The 24,069-nt window shown below is 70.3% G+C and carries 26 protein-coding genes and 1 pseudogene; 19 read left to right on the top strand and 8 right to left on the bottom strand.

Annotated elements, in window-relative coordinates; translation table 11 throughout:
• Positions 1-39: 39 nt before the first annotated feature.
• On the top strand, positions 40-1,230 hold the full coding sequence (locus AB0K11_RS00510) for a cysteine desulfurase family protein (RefSeq protein WP_364971411.1): 1,191 nt from the start codon (positions 40-42) through the stop codon (positions 1,228-1,230).
• Positions 1,231-2,298, top strand: coding sequence for a tRNA 2-thiouridine(34) synthase MnmA (gene mnmA, locus AB0K11_RS00505; protein ID WP_364971410.1), 1,068 nt, complete (start codon positions 1,231-1,233; stop codon positions 2,296-2,298). It begins immediately after the preceding gene.
• A gap of 8 nt (positions 2,299-2,306) precedes the next feature.
• Here mnmA and AB0K11_RS00500 read toward each other — a convergent pair whose 3' ends face one another.
• Genes AB0K11_RS00500 through AB0K11_RS00490 form a run of 3 tightly spaced genes read right to left on the bottom strand, consistent with a single transcriptional unit; the run spans position 2,307 to position 3,536 of the window.
• Entirely contained in the window at positions 2,307-2,687 is a 381-nt protein-coding gene (locus AB0K11_RS00500) for a DUF4267 domain-containing protein (protein WP_364971409.1), read from the bottom strand.
• Positions 2,684-3,025: an NIPSNAP family protein gene (locus AB0K11_RS00495; RefSeq protein ID WP_364971408.1), complete on the bottom strand. Its 342-nt coding sequence runs from the start codon at positions 3,023-3,025 to the stop codon at positions 2,684-2,686. Before AB0K11_RS00495 ends, AB0K11_RS00500 begins: the two co-directional genes overlap by 4 nt.
• A 34-nt stretch (positions 3,026-3,059) precedes the next feature.
• The gene (locus AB0K11_RS00490) at positions 3,060-3,536 is read right to left on the bottom strand and encodes a DUF1772 domain-containing protein (RefSeq protein WP_364971407.1); all 477 of its coding nucleotides are present in this window, start codon (positions 3,534-3,536) and stop codon (positions 3,060-3,062) included.
• 98 nt (positions 3,537-3,634) lie between these two features.
• Between AB0K11_RS00490 and AB0K11_RS00485 the strand changes: the two genes are divergently transcribed.
• Positions 3,635-4,213 carry a TetR/AcrR family transcriptional regulator gene (locus tag AB0K11_RS00485; RefSeq protein WP_364971406.1) on the top strand — a complete coding sequence of 193 codons (579 nt, stop codon included), beginning with the start codon at positions 3,635-3,637 and terminating at the stop codon, positions 4,211-4,213.
• A gap of 17 nt (positions 4,214-4,230) precedes the next feature.
• Here the strand turns inward: AB0K11_RS00485 and AB0K11_RS00480 are convergent, their stop codons facing one another.
• The gene (locus AB0K11_RS00480; RefSeq protein ID WP_364971405.1) at positions 4,231-4,866 is read right to left on the bottom strand and encodes a sensor domain-containing protein; all 636 of its coding nucleotides are present in this window, start codon (positions 4,864-4,866) and stop codon (positions 4,231-4,233) included.
• A gap of 52 nt (positions 4,867-4,918) precedes the next feature.
• On the opposite strand from AB0K11_RS00480, the gene AB0K11_RS00475 reads away from it, so the two are divergent.
• From AB0K11_RS00475 to AB0K11_RS00465, 3 genes are all read left to right on the top strand, one after another.
• The gene (locus tag AB0K11_RS00475; RefSeq protein ID WP_364971404.1) at positions 4,919-5,929 is read left to right on the top strand and encodes a methionine synthase; all 1,011 of its coding nucleotides are present in this window, start codon (positions 4,919-4,921) and stop codon (positions 5,927-5,929) included.
• Positions 5,930-6,003: 74 nt separating this feature from the next.
• Positions 6,004-6,498, top strand: coding sequence for an SRPBCC family protein (locus AB0K11_RS00470; protein WP_364971403.1), 495 nt, complete (start codon positions 6,004-6,006; stop codon positions 6,496-6,498).
• A complete protein-coding gene (locus AB0K11_RS00465; protein ID WP_364971402.1) occupies positions 6,495-6,821 on the top strand; it encodes a metalloregulator ArsR/SmtB family transcription factor in 327 nt (108 codons plus the stop codon). The genes AB0K11_RS00470 and AB0K11_RS00465 overlap by 4 nt, the downstream gene beginning before the upstream one ends.
• Here the strand turns inward: AB0K11_RS00465 and AB0K11_RS00460 are convergent.
• Together AB0K11_RS00460 and AB0K11_RS00455 are read right to left on the bottom strand one after the other, a co-directional pair.
• Positions 6,818-8,422, bottom strand: coding sequence for a 4-coumarate--CoA ligase family protein (locus AB0K11_RS00460; RefSeq protein WP_364973595.1), 1,605 nt, complete (start codon positions 8,420-8,422; stop codon positions 6,818-6,820). The two genes, AB0K11_RS00465 and AB0K11_RS00460, sit on opposite strands and share 4 nt — an antisense overlap.
• Before the next feature lie 38 nt (positions 8,423-8,460).
• Positions 8,461-8,856, bottom strand: a complete 396-nt coding sequence (locus AB0K11_RS00455; RefSeq protein WP_364971401.1) for an MmcQ/YjbR family DNA-binding protein — start codon at positions 8,854-8,856, stop codon at positions 8,461-8,463.
• A 57-nt stretch (positions 8,857-8,913) separates the two neighbouring features.
• On the opposite strand from AB0K11_RS00455, the gene ligA reads away from it, so the two are divergent.
• From ligA to AB0K11_RS00435, 4 genes are all read left to right on the top strand, one after another.
• Complete coding sequence (gene ligA, locus AB0K11_RS00450; protein ID WP_364971400.1) at positions 8,914-11,013, top strand: NAD-dependent DNA ligase LigA; 2,100 nt, start codon at positions 8,914-8,916, stop codon at positions 11,011-11,013.
• A gap of 81 nt (positions 11,014-11,094) precedes the next feature.
• Positions 11,095-12,093, top strand: a complete 999-nt coding sequence (locus AB0K11_RS00445) for a MoxR family ATPase (RefSeq protein WP_364971399.1) — start codon at positions 11,095-11,097, stop codon at positions 12,091-12,093.
• Positions 12,094-12,100: 7 nt separating this feature from the next.
• A complete protein-coding gene (locus tag AB0K11_RS00440; protein ID WP_364971398.1) occupies positions 12,101-12,976 on the top strand; it encodes a DUF58 domain-containing protein in 876 nt (291 codons plus the stop codon).
• Positions 12,966-13,442: a hypothetical protein gene (locus AB0K11_RS00435; protein ID WP_364971397.1), complete on the top strand. Its 477-nt coding sequence runs from the start codon at positions 12,966-12,968 to the stop codon at positions 13,440-13,442. The genes AB0K11_RS00440 and AB0K11_RS00435 overlap by 11 nt, the downstream gene beginning before the upstream one ends.
• 7 nt (positions 13,443-13,449) lie before the next feature.
• On the opposite strand, the gene AB0K11_RS00430 is transcribed toward AB0K11_RS00435, so the two are convergent.
• Entirely contained in the window at positions 13,450-14,109 is a 660-nt protein-coding gene (locus AB0K11_RS00430; RefSeq protein WP_364971396.1) for an amino acid-binding protein, read from the bottom strand.
• Positions 14,110-14,223: 114 nt separating this feature from the next.
• On the opposite strand from AB0K11_RS00430, the gene gatC reads away from it, so the two are divergent.
• From gatC to AB0K11_RS00405, 5 genes and pseudogenes are all read left to right on the top strand, one after another.
• On the top strand, positions 14,224-14,523 hold the full coding sequence (gatC, locus tag AB0K11_RS00425; protein ID WP_364971395.1) for an Asp-tRNA(Asn)/Glu-tRNA(Gln) amidotransferase subunit GatC: 300 nt from the start codon (positions 14,224-14,226) through the stop codon (positions 14,521-14,523).
• Positions 14,520-16,004 carry an Asp-tRNA(Asn)/Glu-tRNA(Gln) amidotransferase subunit GatA gene (gatA, locus tag AB0K11_RS00420; RefSeq protein WP_364971394.1) on the top strand — a complete coding sequence of 495 codons (1,485 nt, stop codon included), beginning with the start codon at positions 14,520-14,522 and terminating at the stop codon, positions 16,002-16,004. Before gatC ends, gatA begins: the two co-directional genes overlap by 4 nt.
• A gap of 79 nt (positions 16,005-16,083) precedes the next feature.
• Positions 16,084-17,256, top strand: coding sequence for a histidine kinase (locus AB0K11_RS00415; protein WP_364971393.1), 1,173 nt, complete (start codon positions 16,084-16,086; stop codon positions 17,254-17,256).
• Between the two features lie 25 nt (positions 17,257-17,281).
• Positions 17,282-17,926, top strand: a pseudogene (locus tag AB0K11_RS00410) (response regulator transcription factor); the annotation flags it as partial.
• Between the two features lie 85 nt (positions 17,927-18,011).
• The gene (locus AB0K11_RS00405; RefSeq protein ID WP_364971392.1) at positions 18,012-19,043 is read left to right on the top strand and encodes an ATP-dependent 6-phosphofructokinase; all 1,032 of its coding nucleotides are present in this window, start codon (positions 18,012-18,014) and stop codon (positions 19,041-19,043) included.
• Between the two features lie 2 nt (positions 19,044-19,045).
• On the opposite strand, the gene AB0K11_RS00400 is transcribed toward AB0K11_RS00405, so the two are convergent.
• The gene (locus AB0K11_RS00400; protein WP_364971391.1) at positions 19,046-19,741 is read right to left on the bottom strand and encodes an NAD(P)H-binding protein; all 696 of its coding nucleotides are present in this window, start codon (positions 19,739-19,741) and stop codon (positions 19,046-19,048) included.
• 71 nt (positions 19,742-19,812) lie between these two features.
• On the opposite strand from AB0K11_RS00400, the gene AB0K11_RS00395 reads away from it, so the two are divergent.
• From AB0K11_RS00395 to AB0K11_RS00380, 4 genes are read left to right on the top strand one after another with little or no spacing between them, the layout of a single operon-like run.
• Complete coding sequence (locus AB0K11_RS00395; protein ID WP_364971390.1) at positions 19,813-20,292, top strand: MarR family transcriptional regulator; 480 nt, start codon at positions 19,813-19,815, stop codon at positions 20,290-20,292.
• Between the two features lie 17 nt (positions 20,293-20,309).
• Entirely contained in the window at positions 20,310-21,812 is a 1,503-nt protein-coding gene (gene gatB / locus AB0K11_RS00390) for an Asp-tRNA(Asn)/Glu-tRNA(Gln) amidotransferase subunit GatB (RefSeq protein WP_364971389.1), read from the top strand.
• Positions 21,813-21,818: 6 nt separating this feature from the next.
• Positions 21,819-22,313 carry a GNAT family N-acetyltransferase gene (locus tag AB0K11_RS00385; RefSeq protein ID WP_364971388.1) on the top strand — a complete coding sequence of 165 codons (495 nt, stop codon included), beginning with the start codon at positions 21,819-21,821 and terminating at the stop codon, positions 22,311-22,313.
• A 51-nt stretch (positions 22,314-22,364) separates the two neighbouring features.
• Positions 22,365-24,005: a peptide chain release factor 3 gene (locus tag AB0K11_RS00380; RefSeq protein WP_364971387.1), complete on the top strand. Its 1,641-nt coding sequence runs from the start codon at positions 22,365-22,367 to the stop codon at positions 24,003-24,005.
• Positions 24,006-24,069: the final 64 nt, after the last annotated feature.

Genomic DNA, 24,069 nt, shown 5'->3' with positions numbered 1-24,069 from the left:
GGCGAGCGGCCCAGAGGTGGCCGGTATCCTTGAACGGTTATGTCCGAGCCGGTCTATCTCGACCACGCCGCCACCACCCCGATGCACCCCGCCGCCATCGAGGCGATGACCGCTGTGCTGGCGACGGTCGGTAACGCGTCATCGCTGCACGGCACCGGCCGGCTGGCCCGCAGGCGAATGGAGGAGGCCCGCGAGGCGCTGGCCCACCTGCTGGGCGCCCGCCCGTCGGAGGTGGTCTTCACCGCGGGCGGCACCGAGAGCGACAACCTCGGGGTCAAGGGCATCTACTGGGCCCGCCGCGACGCCGATCCGCGGCGCCGCCGAATCATCACCACGCCGGTGGAGCACCACGCCGTGCTCGACGCGGTGGAGTGGCTCGCCGAGCACGAGGGCGCAGAGGTGACCTGGCTGCCCGTCGAACCCGACGGTTCGGTGACGCCCGCCGCGCTGCGGGCCGCGCTCGAGCACCCCGACGATGTCGCGCTGGTGACGGTGATGTGGGCCAACAACGAGGTCGGGACCGTGCTGCCCGTGCCCGAGCTGGCCGCGGTGGCCGCCGAGTTCGACGTCCCGATGCACAGCGACGCGATCCAGGCCGTCGGCCAGATCCCGGTCGATTTCGCCGCCAGCGGCCTGTCCGCGATGAGCGTCGCGGCCCACAAGTTCGGCGGACCGACCGGCGTCGGTGCGCTGCTGCTGCGCCGCGACACCGCCTGTGTGCCGCTGCTGCACGGCGGCGGCCAGGAGCGCGACGTCCGTTCCGGCACACCGGATGTCGCGGGTGCGGTGGCGATGGCCGCCGCGGCCCGGGTGGCGATCGAAGGTATGGCCGTCACCAGTGCGCGGGTGCAGCAGCTGCGCGACCGGCTGATCGACGGCGTGCTCTCGGGCATCGACGACGTCTACCTCAACGGTGCCCGTGACGGCGGCAGGCTGCCCGGGAACACCCACTTCACCTTCCGTGGGTGCGAAGGCGACTCTCTGCTGATGCTGTTGGACGCCAAGGGAATCGAGTGCTCGACCGGATCGGCGTGCACCGCAGGTGTTGCGCAACCGTCGCACGTCCTGATCGCGATGGGTGCCGACCCGGTGAGCGCCCGCGGTTCGCTGCGGCTGTCGTTGGGGCACACCAGTACCGACGCCGACGTCGATGCCGCGCTGGCGGTCCTGCCCGCGGCGGTGGAGCGCGCGCGCCAGGCGGCGCTGGCCAGTTCCGGGGTGCTGGAGTAGATGCGGGTCCTGGTCGCGATGAGCGGCGGTGTCGACTCCTCGGTCGCCGCCGCCCGGATGGTCGACGCGGGCCACGACGTCGTGGGTGTGCACCTGGCGCTGTCCGCCGCGCCCGGCACGCTGCGCACCGGATCACGCGGGTGCTGCTCGAAGGAGGACGCCGGTGACGCCCGGCGGGTGGCCGACATCCTCGACATCCCGTTCTACGTGTGGGATTTCGCGGACCGCTTCAAGGAGGACGTGATCGACGACTTCGTCGCGTCCTACGCCCGCGGTGAGACGCCGAACCCGTGCGTGCGGTGCAACGAGAAGATCAAGTTCTCCGCCCTGGCGGCCCGCGCCCTTGCGCTCGGCTTCGACGCCGTCGCGACCGGGCACTACGCCCGGCTGTCCGCAGGCAGGCTGCGTCGCGCCGTCGACCACGACAAGGATCAGTCCTACGTGCTGGGTGTGCTCACCGCGGGCCAACTGCGCCACGCGCTGTTCCCGATCGGCGACACCCCGAAGGCGCAGATCCGCGAGGAGGCGGCCCGCCGCGGGCTGGCCGTCGCGGACAAGCCGGACAGCCACGACATCTGCTTCATCCCGTCCGGCGACACCCGGGCGTTCCTGGGCGCCCGCATCGGCGTGCGGCGCGGGGCCGTGGTGGACTCGGGCGGCGCCGTGCTCGCCGAACACGACGGGGTGCACGGCTTCACGGTCGGGCAGCGCAAGGGCCTGGGCATCGCCGGGCCCGGCCCGGACGGGCGGCCGCGTTATGTGACGGACATCGACGCCGCGAGCGGAACGGTTCGGGTCGGCGATCGGGAGGATCTGGACGTGTGGCGGCTGACGGGCGAGCGGCCGGTCTTCACCAGCGGGTCGGCGCCCGACGGCCCGGTGGAGTGCGCGGTGCAGGTGCGCGCGCACGGTGGCGTCGCCGACGGTGTCGCGGCGCTGGCGGACGGCCTGCTCACGATGGACCTGCGGGCGCCGCTGCGCGGTGTGGCGCCGGGCCAGACCATGGTGCTCTACCGTCCCGACCCCGAGGGCGACGAGGTGCTGGGCAGCGCGACGATCCGCGGCTAGCCGTACCCCTAGGAGATCAGCAGTAGCGCCGAGGTCGTCACCATGACGGCGGCGGTGAGGCCGTGTACGCCCCAGGCGATCGACTTCGGCCCGCCGTTGGCCAGCACGATGGCCGCGTCGGCGATCGGAATGATGGTGGCGGCCAAGATTATCCAGCCGAGCAGATGCGTGGCGCCGGCAACCATCAGGATGACGACGAACAGTCCAGAGGCGATGTCACGGATGCCCTTGACGCTCAGGTAGGCGCCGACGGAAGGCCGATCGAGATCGGGCTGCACACCGTATCCGGCGGCGGCGGCGCGCGGCGCGACGAGGAATCGCGCGCCGATGACGATGATGGCCGCGGCGATGAGCCCGGCGAGCACGTAGCCGACGGTGGTGAGGGTCATGACTGAGACTCCTGGAACTGGAAGGAATTGGGGGAGAACGGCATCGGATCGAGGAGTACCGATTCGACGTCGACGATGCCGTCGGCGTCGAAGCCGGCCATGTCGGCGGCGAAGTCGGGACTGGCCATGATGTGTCGCGTGAGGCGTTCGGGGTCGGCGCCGGGTGGATAAGTGATCAGCGCGACGAGTCGATGTGCTCCGCCTGCGTGCTCGGTCCAGACACCGTGAGTATCGACCCCGAACGTGGCGAAGGTCGTGACGTGGCGGGCCCAGTGCACCGTCGCGTACCGCTGCAGAGCTTCGGGTGACCGCAGTGTGTAGATCCTGAGTTGGAACATCGAATCCCGCTCTCTTCTGGTCGTCTTGGGCAGGTCAGGCGATCAACGCGATGCACAGGGCGGCCACGGCCACGCCCTGCAGGGCGGCACGAGCACCGATGATCCGGTCCCACCGTGCCTGCAGCGCGCGCCCGTCCGGTAGCGATCGCCCCGCGTCGGCGGCAGCGGTCAATTGCCGGTTGATGGGTGCGCTCACCCGGAGGTAGAGCACCAGCCAGATCGACAGCAGGACCAGCGCGATTGCCGCCGCGATGGCCTGCGCCCAGTGCGCGGCCACCGCGGCCAGCACCGCGGTGGTCGCGGTCGCGATGATGCCGAGCGCCCCGGGCACCGGCATTCGCCGGTCGCCGTAGCGGTGTACGTGCCCGGTTACCGCGACCAGCACGCCGTCGTCGACCGCGGCCAGAGCGGGCCGCAGCACGACCGCACAGAACACGTCGGTGCCGTAGACCACCGCGGCGCCGAGCACCGCGATCAAGGCGGCGACGCGGGTGATGAGGTCCAGGGCCATGGTTGACTCCTCGGTCGATGGGGTGTTAGCAACGCTAACCCCCAGCCGGCTTTGCGTCAATAGCAGCGCTAGCATTACTAGCGGTGATATCGTGCGGTATGCCGATCGACGAGCGCCGAGAGCGCGAGCGGGCCGCCCGTCGAGGGCTGATCGTCGACGCGGCCCGCCGACTGGCCGAATCCGGAGGCTGGGACGCGGTCACCACGCGTCGCCTGTCCGCCGAGATCGAGTACAGCCAACCGGTGTTGTACAAGCACTTCACCGGCATGGAACAGATCGCCGGGGCCGTGGCGATCGAGGGCTTCGGCGAGTTCGTGGAGGTGCTCCGGGCCGCCCGCTCCGGCCCCGGCACGGGCCGGGATGTCCTCACCCGGGTCTCGCGCGCCTACCTCGACTTCGCCCGCGACAATCCGGCCCTCTACGACGTGATGTTCATCCGTGCGACCACCTTGCGCTTCGCCGCCCAGGACACACCGCCGCAGCTGACGGCGGCCTTCACCGAGCTTCGACAGGTGCTCGCCATGGTCGCCGCCGGGCAGGACGCCGACGCGCTCACCGAGGTGTTCTGGGCCGGGCTGCACGGCCTGGTCACCCTCACCCGCGCCGGCCGATTACGCCCCGGCCATGACGCGGAACGTCTCGATCTACTCGTCGAGTCGTTCATGGCACGCCGCTGACGGCACGCCCCGCGGGACTACTCCCGGATCCTGGCCAGGATGTTGGTCATCACGATGTCGGGCACCGAGTCCGGGAAACTGCAGAACGTCACCTCGACCAGCACCACGTACTTGAGGCGGTAGTCGCGGCCGCACCCGCCGGGCCGGGTCTGTGCCGCATCATCGGAGGCCGTCCAGTCTCCGACGATCGACGACCCGGCAGCGGTGCCGTCGCAGCGGTCGATGTGCCCGACAAGGCCGTCGAAGGCGCGGCGGGCCGTCACCGGATCGCGGTAGCCGGCGGCGCCCTGCGAAATGAGCCCGCCGTCGGGCGGGTTCTGGAACGTCGTCTTGTGGAACTCCTCGACGTCCGGACCGAAGGTCTGCGTCTCGGCGTAGACCCATCCGCACTGCGGCGGCACCGTCGGCATCAGCGCTTCGATGTCGACCGGGAACTTGCCGTCCATCGACGGGATGACGGTCAGGTCCTCGCCGGCGCCGGTGATGGCGCGCATCTGCGACTGTTCGAGGAGCACCGTGTCCACGTCGACGGGTGAGCGTGAATCTTCGTCGATACCGGGCACCGGCCGCACCGCGGTCCCGCCGACGGTGTGGGCGCACCCCGCCACGAGCAGCACCGCGACGCACAGCAGCCACCGGGCCCGAGCGCACATGGCGGTCCCTTCCGTCGCCACGAGATTAACCCGGTCGCATATCGTCAAACGGGTGAGCGTTTTCGCCGGGGCGACCGGTATCGGATCCTGGCCCGGCGCCGACCCGCGTCAGGCCGCCGAGGTCGTGGTGGGGGAGCTGCACACCCTGCCGCATCTCGTTGAACTGCCGTCGCGCGGGGTCGGCGCGGACATGATCGGCCGGGCGGGGGGACTGCTCGTCGACATCGGCATCGACATCGTGCCGCGCGGGTACCGCATCGCCCCCGGCCGCAGCACCGCGCGGCGACGCGCGGCGAGTCTGCTCGCCGAGGACATCGACGCGCTCGAGGAGGCCTGGGAGAAAGCCGGACTGGCCGGCTCCGGGCGCACGGTGAAGGTGCAGGCGCCAGGACCGATCACCCTGTCGGCGGAACTCGAACTGCCCGGTGGACATCGCGCGATCACCGACCCGGGCGCGGTACGCGACCTCACCTCCTCACTCGCCGAAGGGGTGGCGGGCCACCGCGCGGAACTGCACCGGCGCCTCGGTACGCCGGTGGTGGTGCAGTTCGACGAACCCCTGCTGCCCGCCGCGCTGGCGGGTCGGCTCACCGGCGTCACCAGTTTCAGCCCGGTGCACCCGGTCGACGAGCCGGTGGCCACCGCGCTGCTCGACGAGTGCGTCGCCACGGTCGGCGGTGACGTCGCGCTGCACAGTTGTGCCCCCGATCTACCGTGGAAGCTGTTCCTGCGCAGCACTCTTCAGGCCATCTCGGTCGACAGCGCGACACTCACGGTCGGCGACCTCGACGGTGTCGGAGAATTCGTCGACAGCGGCCGCGCCGTGCTGCTGGGTGTGGTGCCCTCGGCGTCCCCGACTGCACCGACGTCGGCCGAGGACGTCGCGAAGGCGGTGGTGATGCTGACCGACCGGCTCGGGTTCGCCCGGTCGGTGATCACCGAGCGGATCGGCATCACCCCCGCTTGCGGTCTGGCGGGGTCCACGCCGGAGTGGGCGCGCACTGCCGTCGGGCTGGCACAGAGGGCCGCCGACGTCCTGGCGGTCGACGCCGCGGCGGTCTGAGCGCAAAGACGCAACCTAACGGTTGCCTTTCTCGCCGGCCTCCGCTAGCGTGAGGAGCAACCAGGAGGTTGCATATGAATACCGATCGCATCGAGAAGGAAGTACTGCTGCGGGCCCCGCTGGAGCGGGTGTGGCGGGCGATCAGCGACGCCGACGAATTCGGCCGCTGGTTCGGCGTGCGTTTCGACGGACCATTCGTCGAGGGCGCGACCGTCACCGGCGTCATCACGCCGACCGCGGTGGACGACCGGGTGGCCTGCAAGCAGGAGCCCTACGCGGGGCAGGCCGACAGCTGGCACATCGTCGCGGTGGAACCGAAGCGCCGGTTGGCATTCCGCTGGCATCCGTATGCCGTCGAGCCGGGCGCCGATCACTCCGCCGAACCGACGACCCTGGTGGAGTTCACCCTCACCGAGGCCGACGGCGGCGTGCTGCTGCGCATCGTCGAATCCGGCTTCGACGCCGTTCCGGCCGCGCGCCGGGCATCGGCCTTCGAGGCCAACAGCGAGGGCTGGTCGCTGCAGGCCGAGCTGATCGGCAAGTACCTGGCACTGGACGAAAAGGTGTGAGTACCACCGTCGAGGCCACCGCACCGCTGTTCGACGCCCTCGGCGACGCGAACCGGCTGCGCATCGTCATCCGGCTCTGCGACGGCGGACCGTGCTCGACATCCGAAGTCACCGAAGTGATCCCGGTGACCCGGCAGGCCGCAACCAAGCATCTGCTGCAGCTCGAAGCGGTGGGTCTGGTGAGCAGCCACCGGCAGGGCCGCGAGAGGATCTGGCGGATGCGCCCGGAACCGCTCGCCGAGGCCAGCGACTATCTGACCGCGCTGTCGACGCGGTGGGACCGCGCGATCGAGCGGTTGCGCGCCCACGTCGAGGACGACTAGCGGCGCAGGTCCTTCCGCAGGATCTTGCCCGACGCGGACTTCGGTATCGCGTCGATGAACTCGACCATCCGCACCTTCTTGTACGGCGCCACCTCACCGGCGACGAACTCCATCACGTCGTCCTCGGTCAGCTCGGCGTCCGACTGCGCGACGACGAACGCCTTCGGAACCTCTTCGCCCTCAGCGTCGTTCACGCCGATCACCGCCGCATCCGCGATCGACGGATGGCTGAGCAACACCGCCTCGAGTTCGGCGGGCGGCACCTGGTAGCCCTTGTACTTGATCAGCTCCTTGAGCCGGTCGACGATGTACACGCAGCCGTTCGAGTCCACCTGCGCCAGATCGCCGGTGTGCAGGAAGCCGTCGTCGTCGATGGTCTCGGCGGTGGCCTGCTCGTTGTTCAGATAACCCGCCATCACGTTGGGCCCACGGAACCACAGCTCTCCGGTGGCGCTCAAACCCTCTGCCGGAATGCCGATCTCGTCCCCGGTCTCGCCGTCGACGATCCGGCTCTCGGCGTTCGGCACCGTCCAGCCGCTCGAGCTCAGCGGCGCGACCGCGCCCACCAGTTCGGTGCCGCCGTCGAACGGGGTGACGTGACTGACGGGGCTGAGCTCGCTCATGCCGTAGCCCTGCACCACCGCGCAGTCCAGTCGCTCGGCGACCGCCCGGCCGAGGTCGGCGTCCAGCGGTGCGGCGCCGGACATGATCCCGCGCAGGCTCGACAGGTCGTAGTCGTCGATCATCGGATGCTTGGCGAGCGCGACGGCCACCGGCGGCGCGATGAACGCGAAGGTGCACCGGTGCTCGGCGATGTTCCGCAGGAAGTCGCTCAGGTCGAACTTCGGCATGATCACCAGCCGCGCCCTGGCGTGCAGCGCGGCGTCGAGCAATACCGTCATGCCGTAAATGTGGAAGAACGGAAGCACGGCCAGGATGCGGTCATCGGCGGTCATACCCTGCACCGGGCGGATCTGGGCGACGTTGGCGGCCAGGTTGCGGTGGGTGAGCATGACGCCCTTGGGGTTCCCGGTGGTGCCGGAGCTGTAGGGCAGTACCGCGAGGTGGGTGGCGGGGTCAAAGTCGACATCCGGAGCGGGGTGACCGGGGCCGAGCAGGTCGTCGGCATTGGGGTGGCCGTCGGCGGCGAGTCCGGGGCCGTCGAGCACCACCAGCCGGTCGGCGGGCAGGCCGACCGCCTCGGCGGCCTCGGCCGCCTGGGCCAGCAGCGGGCCGACGGTGACCAGCAGCCGTGCGCCCGAGTCGGTCAGCTGCTTGGCGACGTCCTTGGCGGTGAACAGCGCGTTGATGGTGGTGGCCGTCGCGCCCGCCCGCAGGATGCCGTGGAACGCGATCGCGAAGGCCGAGCTGTTCGGGGAGAGCAGTCCGACCACGTCACCGACGCCGATGCCGCGATCCGCCAGCGCACCGGCGAACGCGTCGATGCGGGTGAGCATTTCGCCGTAGGTGATCTCGGTGCCGGGTGCGGCGTCGACCAGCGCGACCCGCTGCGCGTCGGCCTCGGACAGGTCGCCGAAAAGGTAGTCGTACAGGCTCGTGGTGGGGATGTGGACGTCGGGGTATGGGCTCGCGAAACTCATGGTGCCTGCCATCGAACCACGCCCGGCGGCGCGGCCGGTCAGAGTCCGTCGAGGATCTTGATCTGCTTCTTGCCCGCCACCAACCGGTACGACGCGTCGACGAGCTCGCGCACCTCGTCCCAGTCGACATCGCCCTTGCTGAAGTCGAGCCCGAGCCAGCCCGACGGGCCCATGTACGCCGGAAAGAAGAAGCGGTCGTCCTGCAGCAGCGCCTCGTGGTCGGACTTGTCGACCTTGACCATCACGCAGTGCGGGACGGTCTCCATCGAGCCGCTCTCCTTGGTGCTGCCGCCGTACATCGCGAACATCTTCGCCACGAAGAAGCCGGGCCTGCCGTGAGACACCTTCTCGTAGGCCTCCGGGTAACTCAGCGCGATCTCACGCACTTCCGCCAGTCCGGGATCGCCCTCGCGGAACATGATCGGGTGCGGCATGCCCGTCAGGCTAAGCGCTCCGGCGCCTTTGTCACAGCGCTTCGATAGCCTGCGTAGGTGAGCTCGAAAGACGCTGAGTCGGCGCTGGCCGAACAGGCCGAGGAGGCGCCGGACGCCGACGTGCGACGGGCCTGGCAGGAACTCGCCGACGAGGTGCGCGCGCATCAGTTCCGCTACTACGTCAAGGACGCGCCGATCATCACCGACGCGGAGTTCGACACCCTGCTGCGCCGGCTGCAGGCACTAGAAGACACCCATCCCGAACTGCGCACCCCCGACTCGCCGACACAGCTGGTCGGCGGCGCGGGCTTCGCCACCGACTTCACCTCGGCCGAGCACCTCGAGCGCATGCTCAGCCTGGACAACGTGTTCACCCCCGACGAACTCGCGGCGTGGGCCGCCCGCCTCAAGGGCGAGATCGGCGACGACGCGCACTACCTGTGTGAGCTCAAGATCGACGGTGTGGCGCTGGCGCTGGTCTACCGGGACGGCAAGCTCGAACGCGCCGCCACCCGCGGCGACGGCCGCACCGGCGAGGACGTCACGCTCAACGCCCGCACCATCGAGGACGTGCCCGAACGGCTCACCGCCACCGACGAATTCCCGCTGCCCACGGTGCTCGAGGTGCGCGGCGAGGTGTTCTTCCGGCTGGCCGACTTCGAGGACCTCAACGCCGGCCTGGTCGCCGAGGGCAAGCCGCCGTTCGCCAACCCCCGCAACAGCGCGGCCGGTTCGCTGCGCCAGAAGAACCCCGCCGTGACGGCGCGGCGCCGGCTACGGATGATCTGCCACGGCCTGGGCCGGGTCGAGGGCTTCACACCCACGACGCTGCACGACGCCTACCGGGCGCTGCAGGCGTGGGGGCTGCCGGTGTCCGACCACACCACCCGGGTCCAGGGTGTCGACGCGGTGACCGAGCGTGTCGCGTACTGGGGTGAGCACCGCCACGACGTCGAGCACGAGATCGACGGCCTGGTGGTCAAGGTCGACGAGGTGTCACTGCAGCGCCGGCTCGGGGCGACGTCACGCGCACCGCGCTGGGCGATCGCCTATAAGTACCCGCCCGAGGAGGCGCAGACCAAGCTGCTCGACATCCGCGTCAACGTGGGCCGCACCGGCCGCGTCACGCCGTTCGCCTACATGGAGCCGGTCAAGGTGGCGGGTTCCACGGTCGGGCTCGCGACGCTGCACAACGCCTCGGAGGTGAAGCGCAAGGGCGTGCTGATCGGTGACACCGTCGTCATCCGCAAGGCGGGCGACGTGATCCCCGAGGTGCTCGGCCCGGTGGTCGACCTGCGCGACGGCTCGGAACGCGAGTTCGAGATGCCCACGCACTGCCCGGAGTGCGGCACCGAACTGGCGCCGGCCAAGGAGGGCGACGCCGACATCCGCTGCCCGAACGCGCGGACCTGCCCGGCGCAACTGCGTGAGCGGGTGTTCCACGTCGCGGGCCGCGGCGCGTTCGACATCGAGGGCCTGGGTTACGAGGCGGGCATCGCGCTGCTGCAGGCGCAGGTCATCACCGACGAGGGCGACCTCTTCACGCTCACCGCCGACGACCTGCTGCGCACCGACCTGTTCACCACCAAGGCCGGTGAGGTGTCGGCCAACGGCAGGCGGCTGCTGGCCAATCTGGACAGGGCGAAGAGTCAGTCGCTGTGGCGGGTGCTGGTCGCCCTGTCGATCCGGCACGTCGGGCCCACCGCCGCCCGCGCGCTGGCCACCGAGTTCGGCAGCCTGGACGCGGTCATCGAGGCGTCCGAGGAGGAGTTGGCCGCCACCGAGGGTGTCGGGCCGACCATCGCCGCCGCGGTCAAGGAATGGTTCACCGTCGACTGGCACTGCGCCATCGTGGAGAAGTGGCGCGACGCCGGTGTCCGGATGGCCGACGAGCGCGACGCCAGCATCGCCCGCACGCTGGAGGGGCTGTCTATCGTCGTCACCGGATCGCTCACCCGGTACTCCCGGGACGAGGCCAAGGAGGCGATCATCGCGCGCGGCGGAAAGGCCGCCGGATCGGTGTCGAAGAAGACGGCCTACGTCGTCGCGGGCGACTCCCCGGGCTCCAAGTTCGACAAGGCCGTCGAACTGGGGGTTCCCGTGCTCGACGAGGAAGGCTTCACCCGGCTGCTCGACGGTGGCCCCGACGCCGTCTGAGCCCACGCCGCGGGCGGCTCGCCGTTTGCTGCCGCCGCGCGGCGATGTTTGGGGAACCGGCGGACGGCTACTCTGAGCCCGATGACCACGAGCAGCCCGTCCGACGTCGAGCAGCTGGACCGGACCCGCCGCGTGGTGGCAGGCATCGCCGAGGCGTTCTCGGCCAAGGTCGTCGGCCAGGAGAATCTGCGCGAGACGCTGCTGATCGGCCTACTGACGGGCGGCCACATCCTGCTCGAAGGCGTTCCCGGCCTTGCCAAGACCACCGCGGCGCGTGTCGTCGCCGAATCGATCTCCGGCGGATTCCAGCGGATCCAGTGCACACCGGACCTGCTGCCCAGCGACATCATCGGCACCCAGATCTACGACGCGGCCACCAGTTCCTTTGTCACACAACTGGGTCCGGTGCACACCAACATCGTGATACTCGACGAGATCAACCGGTCCAGCGCCAAGACGCAGAGCGCGATGCTGGAGGCGATGGAGGAGCGCCAGACCACCATCGCCGGCCGGCTCTACCCGATTCCGGAGCCGTTCCTGGTGATCGCCACCCAGAATCCTGTCGACCAGGAGGGCACCTACCCGCTCTCGGAGGCCCAGACCGACCGGTTCATGCTCAAAGAGGTGCTGCGCTACCCGACGCCCCAGGAGGAGGCGGAGGTGATGTTCCGCATGGACGCCGGTGTCTACGACCGCGCGCACACCACCGCGCCGGTCATCAGCCTCGACGAGATGCGGATGATCCAGCAGGTCGCCACCCGGGTGCATCTGGACCCCAAGCTGGTGCACTACGTGAGCCAGCTGGTGTACGCCACCCGCAACCCCGACGAGTTCCTCAGCCCGCAGCTCGCCCGCCTCGTCGAGTACGGCGCCAGTCCCCGCGCGACGATCGCGTTCTGCCGGTCCGCCCGGGCGCTGGCGTTGCTGGCCGGCCGCAACCATGTGCTGCCCGACGACATCCGCGATCTCGCGCACCGCGTGCTGCGCCACCGGCTCGTCCTGGGCTTCGAGGCCGTCAGCGCCGGCGTCACCACCGAGACCGTCGTCGACGCCGTGATGCACTCCGTCCGGGTGCCCTGAGTCCGTCATGGGCAGGCACCTCAATCGGGCCAAACAGTACTTCGGCTCCGACACCCGGGGCATGCTCGAAGGCGGTCACTACGCGTTGTTACACACGCGCACAATGGAGTTCGACGATCTGCGACCGTACGTCCCCGGTGACGAAATCCGCGACATCGACTGGCGGGCGACGGCGAGGGCGGGCTCGGTGCTCGTCAAGCGGTTCGTCACCGAGAAGCATCACAAGATCCTGCTGGTGGCCGACGCGGGCCGCAACATGTCCGCACTCGCCCCCGGCGGAGAGCTCAAGCGTGACGTCGCGGCGGTGGCGATGGGCGCCATCGGCCTGATCGCACTGCGCCGCACCGACGAGGTGGGGCTGGTCTACGGCGACGTCCGCGGTTCGCAGCACATGCGCAGCGGCCGCGGTGAGCCGCACATCGAGGGCCTGATCGAGCAGTTCTACCTGCACAGCCGCGGCGACGTCGGCACCAGCGACATCGTCAGCCAGCTCGAGTACGTCGCGCGCCACCACCGGCGGCCGGTGCTGCTCGTGGTGGTCTCCGACGAGCCGGAGGTCAGTCCCCGCCTCGATGAGGCGATCCGCCGCCTCGCGGGCCGCCATGACGTGCTCTGGCTGATGATCTCGGACATGCCCGCCGTGGGTGGGCCGGCCGACGGCGGGCACGAGGGCGTCGACGTGGCGACCGGGCGGGTGGTGCTCGACGGCCACAGCCTGGGCCCACGGGTGCTGGCCGCCTACCGCAAGGCCGAGCGCCGCCGCCTCACCGCGCTTGTCGAGACGATGACCACCCGCGGTGTGCCGTTCGCCCGCATCACGGGCAGCGCCGACGTGCGCGCGAAGCTCACCACGGTGACCGAGGCGTACCGCCGTGCCGGGTGAGGATCTGCTCCGCTTCGTCGGCGGCCCGCTGCCGTACTCGACGGGCTGGCTGCTGCTGGCGGCCGTTCTCGCCGTCGCCGTGCTGCTCTGGTGGACGGCCGTGGTGCTGTGGACGTTGCCGCCGGAACGGTTGCGGCGCATCCCGGTGGTGCGGGATGTGCACCGGCGCCTGACCGAGCGCCGATTCGTGCGGTCGGTGCGGGCCATCACCGAGCGGCACCGCCGTCATGAGCTGACGGCCGCCGAAGCCGGCACCGAACTCGCCCGGGTGGTCCGGGGTTTCCTGTCCGTGCGCACCGGTGTCGCGGCGCAGTACCTGCACACCGGCGACATCGCGCGCGGCGACCTCGCCCATGCCGCACCGCTGTTGGAACGGATCGACGACGTGCAGTACAACGCCGACTCCGACGTCGATGTGATCGAGCTCGGCGCCGCCACCGAAGCGCTCGTGACGACCTGGGACTGATGGCCGATCAGCGCAGGATGGTCGCCACGATGCCGGCCAGATAGCCCAGCCGGGCCACCTCCGACGGCCGGAACAGCGGCCCGCCGGGGCGGCCGAGCACGACCGCACACTGCGGTTCGCTCAGCGGCGCGGCGGCCAGGGTGGTGTCCATGTCGCGCCACACCTGCGGCACCCAGTCGGCCGCGCCGTCCAGTGCGGCGGCGCGCTCCAGCGGCAGCCACGGAGCGGACCCGGCCTGTGTCTCCGGGGCCGAGGCGCTGCCGACGATCCGCTCGACGCCGTCCGCGGTCGAGCGCACCACGGTGCACCATCCGACCCGCAGCACCTTCGGCGCCTCGTCGGCCAGCACCTGCAGCTTCCCGTCACGGCCCGACGCGGCGGCGATGTGGTCGATCAACTCCAGCTCGCGGTGCGCCTCCAGCAGCCCGGTGTGGGGGCGGATGCTGTCGACGTAGACGCCGTTGAGGTTCTCCGCGGCGGTGATCAGCATGTCCGGCATCGCGCCCGCGGGCAGGTCGACCACCAGGTCGTCGATGGCGTATCCGGAGGCGCGCTCGACGACGTCGAGGGACAGGATGTCGGCGCCCACCGAGCCCAGTGCGACCGCCAGCGAGCCGAGACTACCCGGCCGGTCGTCCAACTGGACCCGCAGGAGATACGAAGGCACGGCTGACACTGTGACACAACGGGCTGCGTCCCGCCCGCCGCGCCGGGACACGCCCACCCACCGCCCGGAAGCCCGCCGGACCGGCCCGACCGGCCGTGACTAGGCTGTTCTGTCGTGTCGCAGATCTCCCGAGACGAGGTTGCCCACCTGGCCCGTTTGGCCCGGTTGGCGCTCACCGATGACGAACTCGACGGTTTCGCCGGCCAGCTGGACGCGATCCTCGGCCACGTCGGCAGGATCCAGGCGGTCGACGTCACCGGTGTCGAGCCCACCGGCAATCCGCTGACCGACGTCAACGTCATGCGCCCCGACACGGTCGAGCCGTGCCTGACGCAGGACGAGGCGCTCGCCGCGGCCCCGCACGCCGTCGACGGCCGCTTCGCGGTCCCGCGCATCCTGGGGGAGCCGGAGTGAGCAGCGAGCTGACCCGCCTCGACGCCGCCACCCTGGCCGGCCGCATCGCCGCCGGTGAGGTGTCTTCCGCCGAGGTCACCCAGGCCTGCCTGGACCAGATCGCCGCGACCGACGAGCGCTACCACGCCTTCCTGCACGTGGCCGGGGATGCGGCGCTGGCGGCGGCCGCCCGTGTCGACGAGGCCGTCGCGGCCGGGGAGCGGCTGCCCTCGGCGCTGGCCGGCGTCCCGCTGGCGCTCAAGGACGTGTTCACCACGACCGACATGCCCACCACCTGCGGCTCACGCATTCTCGAGGGCTGGCGATCGCCCTACGACGCCACCGTCACCACGCGACTGCGGGCGGCGGGCATCCCGATCGTCGGCAAGACCAACATGGACGAGTTCGCGATGGGCTCGTCGACGGAGAACTCCGCGTACGGGCCCACCCGCAACCCGTGGGACGTCGACCGTGTCCCCGGTGGTTCCGGCGGGGGCAGCGCCGCCGCGCTCGCGGCGTTCCAGACGCCGCTGGCCATCGGCACCGACACCGGCGGTTCGATCCGCCAGCCCGCGGCGCTGACCGCGACCGTCGGGGTGAAGCCGACCTACGGCACGGTGTCGCGGTACGGGTTGATCGCCTGCGCGTCGTCGCTGGATCAGGGCGGGCCGTGCGCCCGCACGGTGCTCGACACGGCGCTGCTGCACGAGGTGATCGCCGGGCACGACCCGAAGGATTCCACCTCGGTGACGGCCGACGTGCCGGACGTGGTGGCCGCGGCGCGGGCCGGCGCGGACGGCGACCTGTCCGGTGTGCGGGTGGGTGTGGTGCGCCAGCTGCGCGGCGACGGCTATCAGCCGGGGGTGCTCGCGTCGTTCACCGCGGCGGTGGACCAGCTGACCGCGCTGGGCGCCGAGGTCACCGAGGTCGACTGTCCGCACTTCGACCACTCGCTGGCCGCCTACTACCTGATCCTGCCCTCGGAGGTGTCGTCGAACCTGGCCCGCTTCGACGCGATGCGCTACGGACTGCGCGTCGGCGACGACGGCACGCACAGCGCCGAGGAGGTCATGGCGTTGACCCGGGCCGCGGGCTTCGGCCCAGAGGTCAAGCGCCGCATCATGATCGGCACCTATGCGTTGTCGGCGGGCTATTACGACGCGTACTACAACCAGGCGCAGAAGGTTCGCACGCTGATCGCCCGCGACCTCGACGAGGCGTACCGCAGTGTCGACGTGCTGGTGTCACCGGCGACGCCCACCACGGCGTTCCCGCTGGGGGAGAAGGTCGACGACCCGCTGGCGATGTACCTGTTCGACCTGTGCACGCTGCCGCTGAACCTGGCCGGGCACTGCGGCATGTCGGTGCCGTCGGGATTGTCGCCGGACGACGGTCTGCCCGTCGGCCTGCAGATCATGGCGCCTGCGCTGGCCGACGACCGGCTGTACCGGGTGGGCGCGGCATACGAGGCGGCCCGCGGAGCGCTGCCGACCGCGCTGTAGCGGCTGGCTCCGCCGAGCCAGTCGCGGATCACCCCGCAGGGGGATGGCCGGGCGGTGTAATCGTCCTAGCATTCGGATCGTGAACAGGCCGAGCGGTTCGACGGGTTGGGTGCGGCGCGGACACTGGACGGACTGGTTGGTGGTCGCCGCCGCCGGGGTGCTGTACGCGGTGGCCTGGCCGACGCTGTTCGTCACCCACCAGGTGCCTGCGGCGCTGGCGCCGATCGTCGCCGCACTGGCCGCCCTGCCGATCCTGTTCCTGTCGGTCAATCCGCTTGTCGGGTGGTCGATTTCGGCGGTGTCGGCGGTGCTGATCCCGCTGTTCTTCGACAGGCAGCCGGGGTGGACCTACCCGTGGCAGGTCGTGCACCTCATCGTGCTGCTGGTGTTGACCGTCGCCGTGGTCTGGACCCGCCCGCTGCCGGTCGTCGTCAGGGTGTGGCTGGCAACCGCACTGCTGTTCCTCGTCGCGATGCCGAATCACGTGGACGGCGGCTGGGCCTTCGGCGTCACCGCCATCGTGTTCGCGGTGGTGCTGGTGCGTTGGCTGGTGCTGTCGCGACGGCAGGTCGCCGAACTGGAGGAGGTCGGCGACCTGGAGCGGGCCAGGCGCACGGTGCTGCAGGAGCGCACCAGGATCGCGCGCGACCTGCACGACGTCGTCGCCCACCACATGTCAATGGTGGTGGTGTCGGCGCAGACCGCGCCGTATCGCCACGCCGACGTGCCACCGAGCCTGCAGGCCGAGTTCGAGACGATCGCCGCGACCGGACGTGAGGCGCTCAACGAGATCCGCGGCCTGCTGGGTGTGCTGCGCAGTGGTGTCGAGCCTGCCGAGCTGGCTCCCGCGCCGACGATCGCCGACCTGCCCGCGCTGTTCACCGCCACGCAGCGCGCGGGTGTGCACCTGACCTGGCGGATCGACGGGCCGACGGAGTTGGTCGGGGACCTGGTCGGCTCGGCCGCGTACCGGATCGTGCAGGAGTGTCTGGCGAACGCCGCGCGGCACGCACCGGGGGCGACGGTCGCCGCGGAGGTGGGCATCACCGTCGACGGCGTCGGTGTCGAGATCCGCAATCCGCGGGTGAGCGAATCGTGGGACCCTCCGGTGCCGGGCCTCGGCATCGCCGGCATGCGCGAGCGGGCCGCGGCGGTCGGCGGCATCGTCGCCGTCCACGACACCGAGGGCGAGTTCGTCGTCTGGTCCTATCTGCCGTGCGTCCCGGCTACCGTGTCGGGGTGTCCGGCCTGACGCTCCCCACGCGCCCGGCCCGCCGATGATCACCACGTTCATCGCCGACGACCAGGCGATGGTGCGGCAGGGCTTCGGCGCGCTGCTGGCGGCCCAGACCGACATCAGTGTGGTCGGCGACGCGGCCAACGGGCGGGACGCGGTGGCCGGCGTCCTCGCCTGCGCGCCGGACGTGGTGTTGATGGACGTCCGGATGCCGGAGATGAACGGGTTGGACGCCGCCCGCGAGATCCTGGCGCAGACCACGTCGAAGGTCGTGATGCTGACCACGTTCGACGTCGACGACTACGTCTACGCGGCGTTGCGTGCCGGTGCCAGCGGCTTCCTGCTCAAGGACGCGCCCGCCGACGAGCTGATCCGCGCGGTGCGCGTGGTCGCGGCGGGCGACGCGCTGCTGGCGCCGTCGGTCACCCGGCGGGTGATCGCGGACCTGGTGAGCCGGCATGCCGTGCCACGCCGCTCCGCCGACGAGCTGGCGCGCCTGACACCGCGGGAGACCGAGGTCTTGGCGCTGCTGGCCCGCGGCATGTCGAACGCCGAGATCGCGGCGGAGTTGGTGGTGTCGGAGGAGACCGTGAAAACTCATGTCGGCAGGATCTTCTCGAAGCTGGGTCTGCGGGACCGCGCGCAGGCCGTGGTGATCGCCTACGAGTCCGGGCTGGTGTCCCCGTTCGCCCGTTCCGTTGCTGACGAGCCGCGAACCGACGATGCTGGCAGGATCGGGGTTCATGGGCACGCGAGGAACGGTATAGATCATGCGGATCGGAGTTCTCACCGGTGGCGGTGACTGTCCTGGCCTGAACGCGGTGATCCGCGCGGTGGTCCGCACCTGCGACGTGCGGTACGGCTCGACGGTCGTCGGCTTCCTCGATGGATGGCGCGGCCTGCTCGAGGACCGCCGGATCCAGCTGAAGAACGACGACCGCAACGACCGCCTGCTGGCCAAGGGCGGCACCGTGCTGGGCACCGCGCGCACCAATCCGGACAAGCTGCGCGCGGGGCTCGACCAGATCAAGCAGACCCTCGACGACAACGGGATCGACGTGCTGATCCCGATCGGCGGCGAGGGCACGCTCACCGCGGCGCACTGGCTCTCCGAGGAGAACGTCCCCGTGGTCGGGGTGCCCAAGACCATCGACAACGACATCGACTGCACCGACGTGACATTCGGCCACGACACGGCGCTGACCGTCGCGAGCGAGGCGATCGACCGCCTGCACAGCACCGCCGAATCGCACCAGCGGGTGATGCTCGTCGAGGTGATGGGCCGCCATGCGGGCTGGATCGCGCTGAACGCCGGCCTGGCGTCGGGCGCCCACATGACGTTGATTCCCGAGGTGCCGTTCGACGTCGAAGAGGTCTGCCGGCTGATCAAGGGCCGCTTCGTGCGCGGTGACTCGCATTTCATCTGTGTCATCGCCGAGGGCGCGAAGCCGGCCGAGGGGTCGATGCGGCTGGCTCAGGGCGGAATCGACGAGTTCGGTCACGAGAAGTTCACCGGTGTGGCACAGCAACTCGCGATGGAGGTCGAGAAGCGGATCAACAAGGAGGTCCGCGTCACCGTGCTGGGGCACGTGCAGCGCGGCGGCACCCCGACCCCGTTCGACAGGGTGCTGGCCACCCGCTTCGGGGTGAACGCCGCGGACGCCGCGCACGCCGGCGAGTTCGGGATGATGGTGTCGCTGCGCGGTCAGGAGATCGGCCGGGTTCCGTTGGCCGACGCCGTCCGTCAGCTCAAGCTCGTGCCGCAGACCCGTTACGACGACGCCGCGGAGTTCTTCGGCTGACCTCAGGCGCCGGCGAACGCTTCGCGGCGCACCATCTGCCACAGCGTCGGGGTGTCGGTGACCGTGGAGATCGTCACCACGCCGCGGTCGCCGTCCGCGGTGGTCGCCGTTCGCAGCAGGTAGTCCGCCAGATCGGTGCGCGACGTGAACGCGCCGATCGGATCACATTGTCCGGCAACATAATCGGTGACATGCGGCAGGTCGAACAAGCCGGACGGCCGCACCACGGTCCAGTCGAGACCGCTGCCGCCGACGATGCCCTCCATGCGGCGCTGGTCGGCATATGTCGACTTGCCGAGGGTGTTCTTCAGGATCGGCTCGACGATGCGCAGCGCCACCGGCGCGCCGGTGCGGCCGGGATAGGTGGTGACCGCGGTCGAGCTCACGACGACCAGGCGTGCGGCGCCGGCCCGCCGCATGGCCGCGACCGTGTTCGTCGCGCCGACCGAGTAGGTGTCGATCGGCCGGCGGCTCATCGGCACGCCGAGCGTGGACACCACGGCGTCGGCGCCCGCGACCACATCCTCGACCGAGGCGGCGTCGCGCACGTCGGCGCGGGCCACCCGCAGATTCGGATGCGAGAAGGGGAAGTCGTCGGGCCGGCGGGTCACGGCGACCGCACGCAGACCGCGGTCGACCGCGAAGCGCGTCAGCAGTCTGCCGGTCTGCCCGTTGGCACCGAAGATCACGAGGGTCATGTCGTCTCCTTTTGTCACTAATAGTGATTATCACTGTATGTGACAATCATGCCGCGGGCTAGTCTGCTGGCATGACGGAGGATCCGCCGGGCATCGCCGAACTCCACGAGCGCATCCCGTTCCTGTTGTCGCAGCTCGGGGTGCTCGTCGCCGACGACTTCGTGGCGCGCCTACAGCCGTTCGGGGTCGGGCCGCGCACGTATGCGGTGCTGATGGCGCTCCATGCCGACGACGGGCAGTCGCAGCGTCAGCTGTCGTCGCGGCTGGGGATCCACCGCAACGTGATGGTCGGCGTCGTGGACACCCTCGAGGGCCAGGGCCTGGTGACCCGCAGGCCGCACCCCGACGACCGGCGGGCGTTCGCCGTCACGCTGACCGACCAGGCCCGCGAATTGCTGCCCGCGCTCGACGCGCAGGGCCGCGCACAGGAGGACGAGATCGCCGCGACGCTGACGCCCGCCGAGCGCGCCGAGTTCCTGCGCCTGCTGCAGCGGGTGTCCACCGGACTGGCGCTCAAGCCGGGCGTGCACCCGAAGCTGGCGCAGTCCTGACCACTAACATCGCTGGTATGACTGCCGCTACCGCCGAGTTGCTCGACTACGACGAGGTCATCGCGCGCTACGAACCCGTGATGGGCATGGAGGTGCACGTCGAGCTGTCGACGGCGACCAAGATGTTCTGCGGGTGCGCCAACGCATTCGGCGCCGAGCCCAACACGCAGGTGTGTCCGGTCTGCCTCGGTCTGCCGGGGTCGCTGCCGGTGATCAACCAGTCGGCGGTGGAGTCGGCGATCCGCATCGGGCTGGCGCTCAACTGCGAGATCGTCTCGTGGTGCCGCTTCGCCAGGAAGAACTACTTCTACCCGGACCAGCCGAAAAACTACCAGATCTCGCAGTACGACGAGCCGATCGCCGTCAACGGCCACCTCGACGTGCCCCTGGACGACGGCAGCACCTGGCGGGTGGAGATCGAGCGCGCCCACATGGAGGAGGACACCGGCAAGCTGACCCACCTCGGCAGCGACACCGGCCGGATCGCCGGGGCGACGCATTCACTGGCGGACTTCAACCGTGCCGGCGTGCCGCTGATCGAGATCGTCAGCCGGCCCATCGAGGGCGCGGGCGCCCGTGCCCCCGAGATCGCCAGGGCGTACGTCACCGCGCTGCGGGATCTGTTGCGCGCACTGGGTGTCTCGGACGTGCGGATGGACCAGGGCTCGATGCGGTGCGACTCGAACCTGTCGCTGAAGCCGATCGGTCAGGCGGAGTTCGGCACGCGCACCGAGACCAAGAACGTCAACTCGCTCAAGAGCGTCGAGGTCGCGGTGCGCTACGAGATGCGCAGGCAGGCCGCCGTGCTCGAGTCGGGTGGCCGGATCGTGCAGGAGACTCGGCACTTCCACGAGGACGGCTACACCTCGCCGGGCCGGAGCAAGGAGACCGCGCAGGACTACCGGTACTTCCCGGAGCCCGACCTCGAGGCGGTGGCGCCGAGCGCAGAGCAGATCGAGCAGCTGCGGGGGACCATTCCGGAGCTTCCGTGGTTGTCGCGCAAGCGGATTCAACAGGACTGGGACATCTCCGACGAGGTGATGCGCGACCTGGTCAACATCGGGGCGCTCGATCTGATCACCGCGACCGTCGCACAGGGCGCTTCCAGCGACCAGGCCCGTGCCTGGTGGGGCAACTATCTGGTGCAGAAGGCGAACGAGGCCGGCGTCGAACTCGACGCGCTGGCCATCACTCCGGCGCAGGTGGCCGCGGTGATCAAGCTGGTGGACGACGGCAAGCTGTCGAACAAGCTGGCCCGGCAGGTGGTCGAGGGTGTGCTCGCCGGTGAGGGCGACCCCGAGCAGGTGATGGCCGACCGCGGTCTGGCGATGGTGCGCGACGACTCGGTGATCAAGGCTGCGGTCGACGAGGCGCTGGCCGCCAACCCCGACATCGTCGAGAAGATCCGCGGCGGCAAGGTGGCGGCCGCAGGCGCGATCGTGGGCGCGGTGATGAAGGCCACGAAGGGTCAGGCCGACGCCGCCCGCGTCCGCGAACTGGTCCTCGCCGCCTGCGGCTGATCCGCCGTGCTGGGGATACGGGCCGCCGGCGCCGACGACGTGCGCCGGATCGCCGCGATCTTCCGGCCGGTGGTGGCCGACGGCGAGAGTTATGCCTATCCCGAGGCGCTGACCGACGAGGAGATCGCGCGGCTGTGGCTCGAGCCACCGCCCGGCCACACGATCGTGGCCGTGGTCGACGGCCGGGTGGTCGGTACCGCGAAGATGGGCCCCAACCGCCCCGGTCGCGGCGACCATGTCGGCACGGCCAGTTTCATGGTCGACCCGGGGGTGCAGATCCGCGGGACGGGTCGGGCGATGGCCGAGTGGGTGATCGACTGGCACCGGCGCAACGGGTACCGCGCGATCCAGTTCAACGCCGTCGTCGAGACCAACAGCCGGGCGGTGCGGCTGTGGCGGTCGCTGGGGTTCGACATCGTGGGCACCGTCCCGGGTGCCTTCCGTTCGCGCACGCACGGTTTGGTCGGCCTGCACGTGATGCATCTCGCACTGCAGACCTAGACCGCCGCGATTATCGGTTTGGCCGCCACGGCCAATATCATCGACAGTGCAATGACCGATACCGCCTCCGGTGTGTCGACGGCCGCCACGGGGCCCAAGGCAGACCGCATCTCCGCCGAAGCGCGACGTCGCAGAACGTTCGCCGTGATCAGCCATCCCGACGCCGGTAAGTCCACGCTGACCGAGGCGCTGGTGCTGCACGCCAAGGCCATCACCGAGGCGGGCGCGATCCACGGCAAGGCCGGCCGCCGCGCCACCGTCTCGGACTGGATGGAGATGGAGAAGGCCCGCGGGATCTCGATCACCTCGACGGCGCTGCAGTTCCCGTACCGGACGCACAGCGGGGACACCTGCGTCATCAACCTCCTCGACACTCCCGGCCACGCCGACTTCTCCGAGGACACCTACCGGGTGCTGACCGCCGTGGACTGCGCGGTGATGCTCATCGACGCCGCCAAGGGCCTGGAACCGCAGACGCTCAAGCTGTTTCAGGTCTGCCGGCACCGCGGCATTCCCATCATCACGGTGGTCAACAAATGGGACCGGCCGGGTCGCCACGCACTGGAGTTGATGGACGAGATCCACGAGCGCATTCAGCTGCAGACCACTCCGTTGACGTGGCCGGTCGGGATCGCCGGTGACTTCAAGGGCGTCCTCGACCGGCGTACCGGCACCTACATCAAGTACACCCGAACAGCCGGCGGTGCCACCGCCGCGCCCGAAGAACACATCGATGCCTCCCGCGCCCACGAGGTCGCGGGAAGCGACTGGGACACCGCGCTCGAGGAGTCGGAGCTGCTGTCCGCCGACGGCGCCGACTTCGACCGGGACTCCTTCCTGCGGTGTACTTCGACACCGGTTCTCTTCACCTCGGCCATCCTCAACTTCGGGGTCAATCAGCTCCTGGACGTCCTCGCCCAGCTGGCGCCGTCGCCGCACGGTCAACTCGACGTCGACGGCAACCGGCGCGACGCCTCGTCGCCGTTCAGCGCGTTCGTGTTCAAGGTCCAGGCGGGGATGGATTCGGCCCACCGTGACCGGATCGCATACGCCCGGGTGGTCTCGGGCACGTTCGAGCGCGGGGAGGTGCTCACCCACGCCGCCACCGGCAAGCCGTTCGTCACCAAGTACGCGCAATCGGTCTTCGGTCAGAACCGTTCCACTCTGGACACCGCCTGGCCGGGCGACGTCATCGGGCTCGCCAACGCCGCGTCGCTGCGTCCGGGCGACACGCTCTACCGGGACATCGCCGTGCAGTACCCGCCGATACCGAGCTTCTCGCCCGAGCATTTCGCCGTCGCGCGGGGCACGGACCCCAGTAAGCACAAGCAGTTCCGCAAGGGCATCGAGCAACTCGAGCAGGAAGGCGTCGTCCAGGTGCTGCGCTCGGACCGGCGCGGCGACCAGGCGCCGGTGTTCGCCGCGGTGGGGCCGATGCAGTTCGAGGTGGCCACCCACCGGATGGCCGCCGAGTTCGCCGCGCCGATCTCGCTCGAGCCGCTGCCCTACACCGTCGCGCGCGCCGCCGACCCCGCCGACGTCGAGTTGCTGCAGAAGCAGGCGTCCGTCGAGGTCTTCACCCGGACCGACGGCGTCATCCTCGCGGTGTTCTCCACCCCGTGGCGCCTGCAGAGCGTCGAACGGGACAACCCCGGCCTGCAACTGCGCTCACTGGTGGCGGCGGGGGACTAGGTCTCCGCTGCGGGAACCAGCGCCGCCCACATGGCGAAAGCGGCCTCCGCGTCGTGGCGGGGTG

It is taken from the genome of Mycobacterium sp. NPDC050551 (assembly GCF_040674075.1).
In the GTDB taxonomy this organism is placed as follows: domain Bacteria; phylum Actinomycetota; class Actinomycetes; order Mycobacteriales; family Mycobacteriaceae; genus Mycobacterium.
Note: the sequence above shows the minus strand (reverse complement) of the source record. Positions and strands in the feature narration are given on the sequence as shown.

Excerpts from the sequence above, each read along its gene's own strand:
- AB0K11_RS00510 (WP_364971411.1), top strand. The coding sequence starts at position 40 with ATGTCCGAGCCGGTCTATCTCGACCACGCCGCCACCACCCCGATGCAC.
- mnmA (WP_364971410.1), top strand. The coding sequence starts at position 1,231 with ATGCGGGTCCTGGTCGCGATGAGCGGCGGTGTCGACTCCTCGGTCGCC.
- AB0K11_RS00500 (WP_364971409.1), bottom strand. The coding sequence starts at position 2,687 with ATGACCCTCACCACCGTCGGCTACGTGCTCGCCGGGCTCATCGCCGCG.
- AB0K11_RS00495 (WP_364971408.1), bottom strand. The coding sequence starts at position 3,025 with ATGTTCCAACTCAGGATCTACACACTGCGGTCACCCGAAGCTCTGCAG.
- AB0K11_RS00490 (WP_364971407.1), bottom strand. The coding sequence starts at position 3,536 with ATGGCCCTGGACCTCATCACCCGCGTCGCCGCCTTGATCGCGGTGCTC.
- AB0K11_RS00485 (WP_364971406.1), top strand. The coding sequence starts at position 3,635 with ATGCCGATCGACGAGCGCCGAGAGCGCGAGCGGGCCGCCCGTCGAGGG.
- AB0K11_RS00480 (WP_364971405.1), bottom strand. The coding sequence starts at position 4,866 with ATGTGCGCTCGGGCCCGGTGGCTGCTGTGCGTCGCGGTGCTGCTCGTG.
- AB0K11_RS00470 (WP_364971403.1), top strand. The coding sequence starts at position 6,004 with ATGAATACCGATCGCATCGAGAAGGAAGTACTGCTGCGGGCCCCGCTG.
- AB0K11_RS00460 (WP_364973595.1), bottom strand. The coding sequence starts at position 8,422 with ATGAGTTTCGCGAGCCCATACCCCGACGTCCACATCCCCACCACGAGC.
- AB0K11_RS00455 (WP_364971401.1), bottom strand. The coding sequence starts at position 8,856 with ATGCCGCACCCGATCATGTTCCGCGAGGGCGATCCCGGACTGGCGGAA.
- AB0K11_RS00445 (WP_364971399.1), top strand. The coding sequence starts at position 11,095 with ATGACCACGAGCAGCCCGTCCGACGTCGAGCAGCTGGACCGGACCCGC.
- AB0K11_RS00440 (WP_364971398.1), top strand. The coding sequence starts at position 12,101 with ATGGGCAGGCACCTCAATCGGGCCAAACAGTACTTCGGCTCCGACACC.
- AB0K11_RS00405 (WP_364971392.1), top strand. The coding sequence starts at position 18,012 with ATGCGGATCGGAGTTCTCACCGGTGGCGGTGACTGTCCTGGCCTGAAC.
- AB0K11_RS00400 (WP_364971391.1), bottom strand. The coding sequence starts at position 19,741 with ATGACCCTCGTGATCTTCGGTGCCAACGGGCAGACCGGCAGACTGCTG.
- AB0K11_RS00395 (WP_364971390.1), top strand. The coding sequence starts at position 19,813 with ATGACGGAGGATCCGCCGGGCATCGCCGAACTCCACGAGCGCATCCCG.
- gatB (WP_364971389.1), top strand. The coding sequence starts at position 20,310 with ATGACTGCCGCTACCGCCGAGTTGCTCGACTACGACGAGGTCATCGCG.
- AB0K11_RS00380 (WP_364971387.1), top strand. The coding sequence starts at position 22,365 with ATGACCGATACCGCCTCCGGTGTGTCGACGGCCGCCACGGGGCCCAAG.